Source organism: Pseudoalteromonas sp. US3C1004 (genome assembly GCF_048401065.1).
Classification (GTDB): Bacteria; Pseudomonadota; Gammaproteobacteria; order Enterobacterales; family Alteromonadaceae; genus Pseudoalteromonas; species Pseudoalteromonas undina.
The window spans coordinates 2,065,748-2,079,459 of the sequence record NZ_CP183073.1; the positions used below are offsets into that span (position 1 = coordinate 2,065,748).

Annotated in this window: 11 protein-coding genes and 1 other RNA gene; 7 read left to right on the top strand and 5 right to left on the bottom strand. The window is 38.9% G+C overall.

The genetic code is table 11. From position 1 onward, the window contains the following. The first annotated feature begins 57 nt into the window (after nt 1-57). The 6 genes from dinG to ACNSN3_RS09695 are packed head-to-tail and all read left to right on the top strand — an operon-like array spanning nt 58 to nt 4,874. Nucleotides 58-2,133, top strand: a complete 2,076-nt coding sequence (dinG, locus tag ACNSN3_RS09670; RefSeq protein ID WP_054202434.1) for an ATP-dependent DNA helicase DinG — start codon at nt 58-60, stop codon at nt 2,131-2,133. After that, on the top strand, nt 2,133-2,909 hold the full coding sequence (locus tag ACNSN3_RS09675; RefSeq protein WP_418607178.1) for a TSUP family transporter: 777 nt from the start codon (nt 2,133-2,135) through the stop codon (nt 2,907-2,909). The genes dinG and ACNSN3_RS09675 overlap by 1 nt, the downstream gene beginning before the upstream one ends. A gap of 1 nt (nt 2,910) precedes the next feature. Continuing rightward, nucleotides 2,911-3,519 (top strand): primosomal replication protein, encoded by a 609-nt coding sequence (locus tag ACNSN3_RS09680; protein WP_418607180.1) that lies wholly within the window; start codon nt 2,911-2,913, stop codon nt 3,517-3,519. Next, the gene (locus ACNSN3_RS09685; protein WP_418607182.1) at nt 3,519-4,406 is read left to right on the top strand and encodes a histone deacetylase; all 888 of its coding nucleotides are present in this window, start codon (nt 3,519-3,521) and stop codon (nt 4,404-4,406) included. Before ACNSN3_RS09680 ends, ACNSN3_RS09685 begins: the two co-directional genes overlap by 1 nt. A 50-nt stretch (nt 4,407-4,456) precedes the next feature. Next, nucleotides 4,457-4,729: a late competence development ComFB family protein gene (locus ACNSN3_RS09690; protein ID WP_076919239.1), complete on the top strand. Its 273-nt coding sequence runs from the start codon at nt 4,457-4,459 to the stop codon at nt 4,727-4,729. After that, nucleotides 4,722-4,874, top strand: coding sequence for a YbaM family protein (locus ACNSN3_RS09695; protein ID WP_010388219.1), 153 nt, complete (start codon nt 4,722-4,724; stop codon nt 4,872-4,874). The genes ACNSN3_RS09690 and ACNSN3_RS09695 overlap by 8 nt, the downstream gene beginning before the upstream one ends. Before the next feature lie 2 nt (nt 4,875-4,876). On the opposite strand, the gene ACNSN3_RS09700 is transcribed toward ACNSN3_RS09695, so the two are convergent. Further along, entirely contained in the window at nt 4,877-5,404 is a 528-nt protein-coding gene (locus tag ACNSN3_RS09700; protein WP_418607184.1) for a sel1 repeat family protein, read from the bottom strand. Between the two features lie 245 nt (nt 5,405-5,649). Next, nucleotides 5,650-7,806 (bottom strand): exonuclease domain-containing protein, encoded by a 2,157-nt coding sequence (locus ACNSN3_RS09705; RefSeq protein WP_418609060.1) that lies wholly within the window; start codon nt 7,804-7,806, stop codon nt 5,650-5,652. A gap of 186 nt (nt 7,807-7,992) precedes the next feature. On the opposite strand from ACNSN3_RS09705, the gene ACNSN3_RS09710 reads away from it, so the two are divergent. After that, entirely contained in the window at nt 7,993-9,417 is a 1,425-nt protein-coding gene (locus tag ACNSN3_RS09710; RefSeq protein WP_418607185.1) for a sugar porter family MFS transporter, read from the top strand. A gap of 161 nt (nt 9,418-9,578) precedes the next feature. Here the strand turns inward: ACNSN3_RS09710 and ACNSN3_RS09715 are convergent, their stop codons facing one another. From ACNSN3_RS09715 to ACNSN3_RS09725, 3 genes are all read right to left on the bottom strand, one after another. Further along, nucleotides 9,579-12,335 (bottom strand): response regulator, encoded by a 2,757-nt coding sequence (locus tag ACNSN3_RS09715; RefSeq protein WP_418607187.1) that lies wholly within the window; start codon nt 12,333-12,335, stop codon nt 9,579-9,581. A 208-nt stretch (nt 12,336-12,543) separates the two neighbouring features. After that, nucleotides 12,544-12,640: signal recognition particle sRNA small type (ffs, locus tag ACNSN3_RS09720), an RNA gene on the bottom strand. Nucleotides 12,641-12,779: 139 nt separating this feature from the next. Then, nucleotides 12,780-13,658 (bottom strand): DUF3014 domain-containing protein, encoded by an 879-nt coding sequence (locus ACNSN3_RS09725; RefSeq protein WP_010388163.1) that lies wholly within the window; start codon nt 13,656-13,658, stop codon nt 12,780-12,782. Nucleotides 13,659-13,712 lie beyond the last annotated feature (54 nt).

A 13,712-nucleotide genomic window follows, 5' to 3' on the forward strand; every position in this document is an offset into this window, starting at 1 on the left:
TCGATCCCACTTAATATATACACTGTAATTATATACATATTTTAGGTTAATCATCACATGCTATCGAGCTCACTTAAAAAAACAATTAGACAAGTACACCAGCATGTTGCAAATAACCTAACCGATTACCGCCCTCGCAGTAGTCAAAACTATTTAGTTGCTGAAATCGCCAAAACATTAGCCGGTGAATACCATAAAAAACAACGTATTTGTGTTATTGAAGCAGGCACCGGCACCGGTAAGTCATTAGCTTACTGCCTGGGCGCTCTACCATTGGCATTAGCACAAAAAAAGAAACTGGTTATTTCTACGGCTACTGTTGCTTTGCAAGAGCAATTAATCGCTAAAGAACTGCCGTTTTTTAAAAAGCACTCAGGGCTCGATTTTAAATTTGATTTAGTAAAAGGCCGCCAACGTTATATTTGCGCTCACAAACTTCATAATGCGCTGAACAGCGATAGCCAAACTCAAATGGAGTTTATGCCTACCCTTACATCACCACTAAGTGATATGGAAACTAAGTGCTTAAAGCAACTTTACGATGCCTATGTAAACAAAAAATGGCAAGGCGATAGAGACAGCTGGGCTGATACCATTCCTGATAGGGTATGGGGACTAATCGCCTGCGATAAGCATGCTTGCCAACGCCAGATGAAAGCACACCAAACATGTCCTTTTCAACTCGCCCGCCAGCAGTTAATGCAAATGGATGTATTAGTTATAAACCATTCGTTACTGTTAGCCGATTTAGATTTAGGGGGCGGAAAAATTTTACCCGAACCCGACAATACCATTTATGTAATCGATGAAGCGCATCACCTTGCGCATATTACCCGCGACTTTTCATCTGCTGCAGCTACCATAAAAGGCACGATAGATTGGCTCGACAAACTCACTAAATTTAGTGGCAAAATGGCCAAAGTGTTAGTGGGGCAAAAAGGTATTGGGCAAAACTTTAAGTTATGCGATAGCGTTAACGATGCTAACAAAGATTTAAAAGTAGTCCGCGATATTCTCGACAACGCCGATTTTGAATATTCAAAAGACGATACCTATCGCTTTGAACATGGTGAAATTCCTAAATCGCTACATGCGAAGGCAAAAGACATTAGTGAGGCTACGCTTGATGCTTTACGCTGTTTGAATAAAATGCACGATACCCTCACACAAGATGTAAGCGACGGTGATATTAAACCTTATGTTGCCGATCCCATTCTGGCTGAAAGTGGGCAATACATAAACCGGTTAGAACAACTTAATAAATTATGGTTTAGTTACGCTACTAAAGGCGAAGGCACGCCGCATGCGCGTTGGATAAAACGACTTGAATATAAAAGCCATCATGATCACTTGCTTAGCGACTGCCCCATTGAGGTCGGTTACTATTTAAAAGACAAGCTGTGGAGCGAATGTGCTGGAGCCGTGCTATGTTCTGCTACCTTGAGCGCACTAGGCTCATTTGATCATTTTGCCTATGAAAGTGGCCTTGCTAAAGAAGAAGGGGTAAAGTTTATTAAAGTCCCCTCCCCGTTTGACTACCCAAAACAAGCCACTCTGCGTATTCCGACGTCAAGCATAGAGCCAACAGATAAAGAATTTAGCGATCATATTGCTAAAACACTACCCGAATACCTAAACACTAAAAAAGCCAACTTAGTGTTATTTGCCTCTTACTGGCAAATGGACCATGTAAGTAAATTCCTTAGAACAAAAGGATTTAACTTATTAGTACAAGGTGAAATGTCACGAGAAGCTTTACTCAAATTACACACTAAAAATATTGATGAAGGCAAAGGTAGTATTTTATTTGGCACCCAAAGCCTCTCTGAAGGGCTTGATTTACCAGGTAAATATTTAGAAAATCTAATTATTACAAAAATTCCATTTGCGGTGCCTACCTCGCCTATCGAAGAAGCACAAGCGGAGTTTGTGCAAAGTAAAGGCGGTAATCCATTTTTATCTATAACCGTGCCAGACGCAGCAAAGAAATTGGTACAAAGCTGTGGTAGACTGCTGCGCAAAGAAAGTGATATTGGCACAATAACTATTTTAGATAGACGCTTAATCACCAAACGATATGGCAAAGCCATGCTTGACACCTTACCACCTTTTAAAAGACAAATAGATTACTGATGTTTGAACTTGCACTCGACCCAACAACTTGGGCTATTTTATGTGGCGTTGCACTTTTAGCGGGCTTTATTGATGCTATTGCTGGCGGCGGTGGATTACTTACTGTACCGGCACTGTTAACGGCGGGATTGCCTCCTCATTTAACGCTTGGCACTAATAAATTGGCCGCCAGTTTTGGCTCGTTAACGGCCAGTATCACCTATTATAAAAAACAGTTATTTAACCCACGATTTTGGTTTGCTTCTATTATGGCTACCGCCATAGGTGCTTTGTTAGGCACACTCATTGTTGATCATTTAAGCATTGAGTTTTTAAATAAGCTCTTACCCATTATTATTATTTTAGTGGCTTGCTACAGCTTGTTTGGTAATTTAAGTACCACACAAAGTGACGACCTGCCTAAGTTAACCCGCGCAATAAAACTAAAACAGTGGCTACAAGGATTAAGCCTAGGTTTTTTTGATGGTTTAGCTGGGCCTGGAACGGGAACTTTTTGGACTGCCTCAAACGGTATGCTTTATAAAATGAGTTTGCTACTCAATTGTGGTTTGGCGCGTTCAATGAATTTTGTTTCTAATTTTATTTCGCTGATCACCTTTGTTGCACTTGGCCATGTTAACTTTTTACTGGGAATTACAATGGGCTTCTTTATCATGCTTGGTGCATGGTTTGGCGCACATTCAGCTATTCGTTTTGGCAGTAAATTTATTCGCCCAGTATTTAATACTATGGTTATACTTTTAGCGTTAAAACTAATTTACGAGGCATACTTTTAATATGCAATCTGCTGCTTTAGACAAACTACGCCAACAAGTTGCTACGCTTAAGCAACAAGCTGAGCAATTTGATAAAGCAAAATTATTTGCTAAAAATCGTTATATGCAGGCACAGCCGAGCCTATTTGACAGAGCCGTGTTTAGCACCAAAAGTATGAACTTAGCCGACTACGTAGTAGAAATAGAAGATGAAATAGCTAGCTTGCCACCGAGCAAACACCGTCATGCATACACCTATGCACTTGAGCGTATTGCCAGTCAGGTACAAGCGGTATTTAATGTTATTAAATCGACCCCTATTTGGGTGAAAGAAAATAAAAGTCATTATAAGCCTCGTGCTAAACAGCCTGTTTATAAACAAGCGGTGCAAAAAATCATGCAATCATCCCACGAGTTATATGATGAACTTAAACAAAACCATGAATTTGAACGTCGCCTAGTACTGATGATTGAAGAGCGTAAACTACAAATGGAAAAAGCATCGCCTGCGCAAGCACAAAAGCTTAACCAAGAAATTTTAACTACTCATGCACGACTCGGCCGTTGTAGAAAAGCGATTTCTGCCACCGAAGACAAAATTCAACAAGTAGAAAAACAACAGCTACGCTAATGCAGCTTTTTTATCACCCTCTCTACTCTGCTTTAACGCTCCCTGAGCGCCATCGATTTCCAATTAAAAAGTATCAGCAGCTTAAACATGAAATAGCGCGTTTAGGCTACACCCAATTTATATCGCCTTCGCCAGCAACTAAAGCGCAGTTAAGCTTATGCCATAGCTCAGATTATATTGCTGACTTTTTAAACGGGTCGTTAACTGACAAAGCGGTTAAAAAAATGGGATTTCCTCACTCTTATAAACTTGTTGAGCGAACTCTTTACTCTGTTGGTGCCAGTATTCAAGCCGCTGAAACAGCACTTGAAAGTGGTTTAGCGGCTAATTTAAGTGGCGGCTATCACCATGCTTACAGCAATTACGGCAGTGGCTTTTGTATTTTTAATGATTTAGCCATTGCGGCAGCGCATCTTATTTCAACAGAGCAAGCCGACACTGTATTAATATTTGATTGTGACGTACACCAAGGTGACGGTACCGCGCAAATAACCCAACAGCACCAGCAGATAATTAGTTGCTCAATTCACTGTGAACAAAACTTTCCTCGGCAAAAACAGCTCTCAAACTATGACTTTGGCTTACCTGCAAACACCACAGATGCAGAGTATTTAACAACACTAGAGCAAGCTCTTGAGTTATGTGTTCGTCTCCACCAGCCCGATATTATTTTATATAATGCGGGCGCCGATATTTATACCAAAGACGAACTCGGCTTATTTGATGTTTCTCTAGCTGGTGTGTATAAACGCGACTTTGCTGTTCTTAACTTTTGTAAGCAGCGAAACATACCACTGACGTGCGCTTTAGGTGGCGGTTATCAACGTAACATCAACAATTTAGTTAGTGTCCATAAGCAACTATTTAAAGCGGCTCTCGATTTATAACAATCCTTGGTATAGACTCATTACAGACAATAAAAAAGAGTGACAGGAATATGCGATTAGATGACGACATACACAATTTTTACGAAAAACTCGTTTTAGAAGAAATAGAAAAACGTAAACTTAATGAACGTTACAACGACGATGTAATGGCTGACTTTTGCTGCACCGTACTCAATCAATTACCCCCACGTTATATTAGATACGATGTAGATATGGCGTTTTATTTAACTCAAACAGATCGTTTGGATATGCAGCAACGCGTAGAAGTTGCCATTAATTTTGCGATTGATCAGATTGCTAAAAAGAAAGATATTAATGAGTAACCCGTTAGAAGAAGCTCCTACACACGTGAAACTCGCTGTTGATTTAATTATGATTTTAGAGCAACACGATGTAGAGCCCGAAGAAGTATTAAAAGCGCTCGATATCGTAAAAAGTGACTTTGAAAAGAAGCTAGTTAGTAACTAGCTTTACTCTATTGTTTGTATTTCATGAACAGTGACAACACCATCGTGTTTATTACAATCAATTTTAATTTCGCCGAATGTGCGCCTAGGTGATGTTGACCTACGGCATGTCATGTTTTGAGCTTTAACACCAAATTGTTCAATATAAACTGCAACAATTGCATCTATTTCTTGCTTCTCTTCTGTTGTCGCAGCGGCATAAAAAGTATCATATTGTTGTGACCAATTTTCAACGCCAGCTTCTGCAGCAACACCCAACCACCCCATACCAAGCTTAGTTGATTGCTCTAAATATTGTCCTTTTAAAAACATAAACGCTAGGGTGTATTGTGCACTTTTATAACCCAATGCAGCTGGCTCTTCTAAATAGTTAAAAGCCTCTTCAAACTCCCCTTTTCTGTATGCCTTAACACCATTATATTCTTTTTTCTTCATAGTATTATCGCTGTAAAGACTTATTGGTGACGAATTACAGCCAGTTATTAAAGCCATCAATACCAGCAAAGTGGCACTCAATTGTTGATGATTCATTATTATCCTTAATTTATTATTGTTTTTGCCCAGAAACATACACCACTTTTAAAACACCCGCCCTAAAAGTTGTTAACATAAATTTAATATTAACATGGGATTGCAAAGCTTACAGCGATTATTTTTATAAGCGCAGTTTTAACCGTCCATTTAAAAATAGATAAACCTAATTTTTTAATACCCTTTTTTTATACCCAAGCTACTTTACTACTTTAAGTACAATACATTTAACTGGCTCAAATTTATCACTGACTGTCCGTTTGCTGAACCAGTAATAATAACTGCGCGGCCGCTTTGGCATCGTCTAATGCACGGTGATGGTTGGTTAAGTCTAAATTAAAGTGTGCAGATAAATTTCCCAGCGAATACGACTTTAATCCCTTAAATGCTTTACGTGATTCAACAACGGTACATAGTTTTGGCATTTTAAAGTTGATTCCCAGCCCCTCAAGCTCTTTTTTAATAAAGCCATAATCAAAATTAACATTGTGAGCGACAAAAATACTACCCGAAAGCTTATCTAATAAAGTCGAAGCAATGTCGCTAAATATAGGCGCATCACTTACCATGGCGTCGTTAATACCGGTTAGTTTAGTAATAAAACGAGGGATAGGCCGCTCTGGGTTTATCAGCGTAGTCCATGTATCAATGATGTTGCCTTGCTGTATTTTAACAACACCAATTTCGGTAATTCGATTACCACCCTTTAATCCCCCTGTTGTTTCAATATCAACAACACTATAAATCCGCTTAGGATCTACATACCAGTTTACCGCTGCAATATTTACGATAAAGCCACAGCTTTTTAAATTATCGATACTCACTAACTGGTTTCTTTTAAGCTTATCGCCAGGTGCTTTAACCTCTTCAAAATGAACGGCATTGTTATCAACAATCATTAAATCGGGATAACCATCTTTTAGCTGTCGGTAGTTCTTTGCCATATTTTTTAAATGCTGAAGTAAAGCCGTTATTGGGCTATTTAATATAAGCATCTCTACTGGCTTTAACACATCTGGATGCCACCTAAATAAGCCATTTGGTTGCTCATAATACTTTGCGGCATGGTCACACACTAAACGCAGCAATTTCTGGGCACTATTACACGCAGCTAGCCGCGCTTCTATTTGTGAGGATTGATTTAAATAAAAGGTGTCTGTTTTTAACGCTTGAGGGAAAATATCAAATTCATTACAAGGCGGTGTCGGGGTTTCAATAAAGAGTTCTTGCCAAAAAACCAGCGCAAATAAGCTTTGCCACAAAGTATTTTCAGTATAAAAAACCTGTTTTCCTTGACGAGTGTAGTGATCGCTTACACCTAACTCAACATCGCCACGGTAAAGTTCATCAACGTCTATAATGCAGCGTGTACTGGCTAACATTTCACTGAGTCGCGAACGGGTTTGCTTGTTAAATTTACGCATTAAAAAGTCATCTGCGAAATACAGTAGCTCATCACTAAGCGGGTTTTCTATAATCTTCTCAAGCTGCGCTTTTACCCATTCTTTATTGCCTAAACGGTATTGCTCTCTTATTTGAATTTCTAAGGCTTGTGCATCGTCTTCGCAGGCATTAAGTACATCAAACGCAAGTGTTGGGTTAGTTGTTTTTAGTTGCTTATAAAGTATAACCAGTAACTTGTTTTTTAACTCTTGTGCAATAACCCCTACTGCTACTTCATTTATTAACTGCTTTGCTAGTTCCTCTCTTTCATTGTCATCTTTTGTATTTTTAAGCGTTAGTCGCAAACGGTTTAATGCATAGTTAGACTGCGCTTCCTTTATTGAATCAAAGCGCGATAAGCTTTCATTATGCTCTTGCCTAACAGGTGTTACGCCTAAATCTCGCAATACAAATCGATTTTGATGATTAATATCACCTGCACTGAGCCTGCCAATATATAAAAATTCAAAATACTCGTAATACTCTTCTCTATTATTTATCACGTACTGATTATATAAGTGTGCAAGACACTCTGGCTTAGATTCAAAGAATGAAATAGCTATTTCAACTAAGTTACTTTTAGCAACGCTTTTTTTAAATAATGGCGTTTGTTCTTGCTTTTCTAAAAGCTCTATTAAGGCCGGTTTTGTTAGGTGACTTAGTAGTTGCCTATGATCTTTATCAGAGGGTTCTACAATTAACTTTGCCGCTTTTAAGTTAAAAAGTGCTTGGTATGGCGAGCTAATTTCTTCGTAGTTTAATGATTGGGTTTGTACTAAGTAAGGTTTACGAGAATAAATACGCGCCAACATACACTGGCTTTGCTCGTCGAGCGTATTTATTTTATTAATAAATGTAATATGCCTTTGCTCGAGTAAATGCACGCATTTCTCACTCACAAACGTTAATAGCTCTCTAAAATGTGCCAAATAATATTTCGCTGGTAACTCTTTTCTCATAAAACCGCCCATACTGTATATAAAAACAGTATCTAGCATCTCGTTATTTTTATCAACCCAATAAAATTTTTTATGCATACGTATTACTATTGAAATATCTTTTTTAGCGTGATCACTCTGTGCTAAGGTTGCCAGCAAATTTAGTGCTACTTTAATTACACATAATAAAAATTAGGATTGAACAACATGACAACACAGCATGCAACTAAAGGTGAGCATAGCGCAGAGACAACGTGCTCACTTTTATATGTTATTTTTATATCGGCCGTTGCCGCTATTGGTGGCTTTTTATTTGGTTTTGATTCGGGCGTTATAAACGGCACTGTATCGGCATTAGGTAAGACATTTAATTCAAGCAGTGTTGCAACTGGTTTTAATGTTGCGTCTGTTTTATTAGGTTGTGCATTGGGTGCTTTAGCGGCTGGCCCATTAGCTGATAAGTTTGGTCGTCGCGTTATTATGATTGTTACTGCCATTATATTTGCAGTCAGCGCTTTTGGCTCTGGGATTGCCGACAGTTCCGCTGAGTTTATTTTTTACCGCTTATTTGGCGGATTAGGCATAGGTGCAGCCTCTGTTTTAGCGCCTGCTTATATTGCAGAAGTAGCACCAGCAAGTTTACGTGGTCGTTTAGCGACATTGCAACAACTCGCTATTGTTCTGGGCTTATTTGCAGCCTTTTTAAGTAATTACCTAATTGCTAACGCCGCTGGCGGTGCCGAAGGTATTTTAATGTTCGATTTAGCCGCATGGCGCTGGATGTTTTGGGCTGAACTTGTTCCTGCAGGCTTATTTTTAATTGGTGTACTGTTTATTCCTGAATCACCGCGTTACCTAGTTGCACAAGGTAAACTTAAACACGCTAAAACTGTATTTAACAAAATCTCAAATGATAATGCAGATACACAAATCAGTGACGTGAAGCAGTCTCTGCAAAGTGATAAAAAGCCAAGTATTCGCGACTTATTTATTGATGGCAGTAAAAAAGTACACCCTATTGTTTGGGTGGGTGTAGCTTTATCTGTTTTCCAACAATTTGTTGGTATTAACGTGGTATTTTATTACGGTTCAGAGCTATGGCAAGCCGCCGGCTTTGATGAATCACAATCACTGTTTATTAATGTACTTGCCGGCACCACCAATATTTTATCTACCTTTATTGCTATTGCCTTAGTCGATAAAGTAGGCCGCAAGCCACTATTATTGGTAGGTAGCTTAGGTATGTTTATTAGTTTAAGTGCACTTACTTACACCTTTGGTAGCGCTGGACTTGATGAAGCAGGCAAGTTAGCACTTAGCGAAAATATGGGTACCTTTGCATTAATAATGGCTAATTTGTTTGTGGTATTTTTTGGCTTAAGTTGGGGCCCTATAGTGTGGGTGCTACTTGGCGAAATGTTTAATAACCGTATTCGCGGTGCGGCCCTTGCTGTTGCAGCTAGCGCGCAATGGATAGCTAACTTTGCTATTACTATGACCTTCCCGATTATGCTCGGCAGTATTGGTTTAGCTGGTGCTTATGGCTTTTATGCCTTATCGGCATTTATTAGTGTATTTTTTGTGGTCAAATACATCAAAGAAACACGCGGTATGAAATTAGAGTCAATGTAATTATTTAGCCTGAGTAGCATCGACTTTCCATTAGTTTACTCAGGCTAATCCCCCATTCTATTATCTTATTTTTCTGCTCATAAAACTAATTAGATACATTTAACCATTTGGCAAGTGAATACTCTCTGGCACGGTGTCAGCTTTTGCCTGTTGAACTATTATCAACTGAGTATATTACCAATCACAGTGTATAAATCATCACTATTAATTGGTTTCGCAATAAAGTCATCCATACCGGCTATTAAGCATCGCTGTTTATCTTCTTCATAGGCATTAGCCGTAATCGCTACTATAGGCACTCTCCAACCTGTTTTAACTTCCATAACTCTAATCGTACGTGTGCATTCATAACCATCCATGTTAGGCATTTGACAATCCATTAAAATCAAATCAAACGATTGCTCTTTTAATACATCAAGAGCCTTAATACCATCCTCGGCCATAACAACCACAGCTTTAGTCGGCTCCAACATTTTTGAAATAACCTGCCGATTTATCGCATTATCTTCTACCAACAGTATGTGCTTACCCAGCAGATTTGGTTGCAAAGCTGCTTTTTTAGGTAAGGTTGAGGGAGCGTCTGCTGACTCTGGTGCACTAATACTAAACGCAAACGTACTACCTTTACCCTCTTCGCTGTTTAACTGAATTTCACCGCCCATCATTTTTATCAGCTTTTGAGAAATAGCCAACCCGAGCCCTGTTCCCCCATATTTACGAGCAACGCCCACATCAGCTTGAGTAAACTCGCTAAATAACAGTGATTGCTGTGCCTTCGCAATACCAATGCCACTATCTTCAACGCTAACTTGAAGCTTATTATCGTGATAATCAAACGACAAATTCACAAAGCCTTGCTGCGTAAATTTATACGCATTAGAGAGTAAATTAATGATCACCTGATTTAAGCGTAATTCATCAACACTAATGCACAGTGGCAAATTCTTAGATTGAATAACCGTAAACTCTACCTCTTTGGCAGCAACAATCGAGGAAAATAAAGAACGTATATTTTCGATAAATGGAGTTAGCTGCGTAGGCTTAATATTTAGCTCCATGGCATTTGCTTCAATTTTAGAAAAATCTAAAATATCGTTAAGAATATTAAGCAAGTTTTTTGCACTTTTTTGTTGTGTGATTAACAACTCCTTTTGTTCGGTACTTAAGGACTGATCTCGAAGCAAAACCTCTCCCATACCTAATATGCCATTCATAGGTGTTCGAAGTTCGTGACTCATGTTTGCTAAAAATTGTGACTTAGCAATATTTGCTTCATTGGCGAGTTTAACTGCTTGTGTTAATTCAGTTGTTTGCTCTGCGACTTTCTCTTCTAATTGCTGATTAAAATGACTAAGCTGTTTATTGAGATCTTCATTTTTTACATTAGAAGCTTGCAAACTTTTAATTGAGTGTTGTAGTGCATTGCCCAACATTTCAAATTGTTGCTGTAGTTGCAGCACTTCATACCAACTAGAATCTGTATTAAATACGTGTTTTTTAGTTTTACTAAAACTATTAATTAAATGAGTGAGCTCTATGATGGGTTTAATCAACAAATGGGTAAATTTATGAATAAATAAAACCACTAGTGCAATAGAGCATAATCCTAATAACATAGTAGGCAACCATGCAGCCACTACCACCATAGTTAAATGTTTACGATTATATAACGATATAACCTGCCAACCTGTGTTGTCGTCAACATACTGATTTGTATGGTACATCTCGTTATCATTTGAGCGAAAAAGTTGATTGCCACTGAGGCTTTGAAGACTAAGTTCCTGCTGCTTAAAATCACTGAGCGCAGCAAACTGGCTTAACGAACTAAATACCACTTTTTTATCTGCATCTAGAACAAGTAAATCCCCATTATATTCAAATAAATTTGGTATAAACCGCTCTAATTGATCTAGCTTAAGTGATCCCTCAACGACCCCATAAAACTCATCATTTTTATAAATCGGGGCGGAAAGCGCTACAATGGGTTGATCGCCTAATCCTCTACCTTGAAAAACACCACTGATGTAGCCCAACGGGAACTGCTGAGCTTGAGCAAAATAAGGACGATCATCAACATAACGCTGACTCTGACTCAAACCACTGAGCAATTCACTCGGTATACTTTTCTCGACATAACCTTCAGAGCTGGCATATAGGCTAGTTACAAAGCCAGGATATAACTCCATTAGTCGCTCTAACTGCTGTTGTATAGATGCCCCAGCACTTATTGCATCACTGGTTATTACCATGGCACTTTTATGAAACAATAAATAATCACTCAGCTGGGCACTGATCGAACGAGATTTTTCTTTAAGTTGAGTGTTTACTTCGTATTCTAAGCGCGAATAATGCTGATTAACCAAAAAAACGCTGGTGATCAAAACCACCAAAACAATAATTATACTTACAACATAGCTTAATATTCGGGCCAAAGGCTGCCCTTGATAAGCTCGGCTTGCATGGGGGACAAATATACTCACCAAGTCGACCAAAGCCAACGCTATCATAGCATTGATTAAGTATTTTGAGGCAGCCACAACAAGTGTGAGCCAAGGCAGGCCTATAACAAAGTGACCCAAAACCCACACCAGTGGTAAGCCCACTAAAAACCAAAATACGGCGCCTAAAGGAAGTATTGGCTTAGAACGCTTTAAACAAAAGACATAAAGCCAAAATAGCTCAAGTACATAAACAACACTGGTCCAGCTATGCCCCCAGCGATAAAATAAAAAACCAGTTACAATCGCTAAACTAAGAAGAGAATAACGAAGCCCTGCAAACACTAGGCTAAGTATTACAAACGTCTGACCAAATAAAAATTCAGAGCTATCAAAAAAATACAGAGGTAGAAGGTTAGCGCAACCTCCAATAAGCCCGAGTAATATTGCCAGCGCCCATTTATTCCTCTGAGATGCCATATTGACCCTTTATAGCTTTATTGAACACCTGCGGTGTATATTATAATCACGAGTTTTAATTATTACTTACCCGTTAGCTATTGTCTATAAAGGCAAAAAATTAGCTAAGTGCGTAAAAGCTAGAATTAGCGTACGAATAACAAAATAAAATATTAGAAAATAGATAAATGGAATTTTAATACACCCAAATGAGGAATTTGGGTGGCAGTCTTACCAGCCACATCTCGGCACACACGTCACAAACTGTGGCTGCTCCCTTCCGGGCCTGACCAGGTTCGCCTGCTAGTGTTGCGAGAGGACCAATAAGACTACCATTGAGGGCCTTGGTTGGCGCGATTGAGATTATCTCTACTTTTGCTCTGTTATTCAAGGGATAATCAAAAAAGAAAGTGCGATTGCATACTTCATATACAATCGCAGTCTATTTAGGTCTTAAAGCGATTATTAATTGCTCTCTAACTCTGCTTTTATGTTACGTAGTGCCGCTTTTACTTTTTTCATGTTCTCTGGGCCCATGCGTAAAAGTTGCTTTTGCGCAGCGGGTAATTGCTCCCATTCAGAAAACGCATACTGATAGGTCACTGAATCACGCAATAATGGTAAGCTACCTTTTGGCTCAGGAGTATCAAGTAACAGGTCAATGGCATCTTCAAGTGTTTGAGTAAACTCATCATCACCATAACCAATTTCAGTATATGCGCTGTTGATCAGTGGTTTATACTCATCATATAAACGCACAGCTTGAGCTGCACTCATACTTGTGAGTACTTTTACATATGGGGTATAGCGTTCATAGCTATTAGGATCAATTGTTAAAATATCGCCTTCGTTTACGCTAAAACCCTCTTCTAATTTTGCAACTGGGGTATGCTTGGTAGCCACTTTGCCTTTTGCTAAATTATCGACAAACACTACGCCACGGCGAATAACATCATCATTTAACACTAAGCTCATCGCTACATCACCCAAATATTCATCTAATTTTGCAATGACTACAGGGTCGCTGTCGTTTAACGTTGGTAAAGATACAACTTCAGCTTCGGGCTCAACTTCTGGACGCTGAGCTGGAACATCTAATTCCGCAGGTTTTTCAGGCTTAACAGAGGGCGCTCCTACCACAGGATCGTTTTCAGGCTTTAACTCCATAATAGGTTGCTCTTTTACTGGTTCTTCAACCTGCATAACTGTTTTTGGAGCTTCACTTGGTTTTAATAAAACAAACGCAGCGGCAATAATGATAATTAATAAAATAACCCCTGCAAAGATAAGGTTGTTATTCGGCGGACGTTTTTGAACGTCTGATCCTGATGGTTTATCTGACATACGAACTCCATAAATATAAAAATGCGATACTGTTTAGAGTACTCTAAACAGATT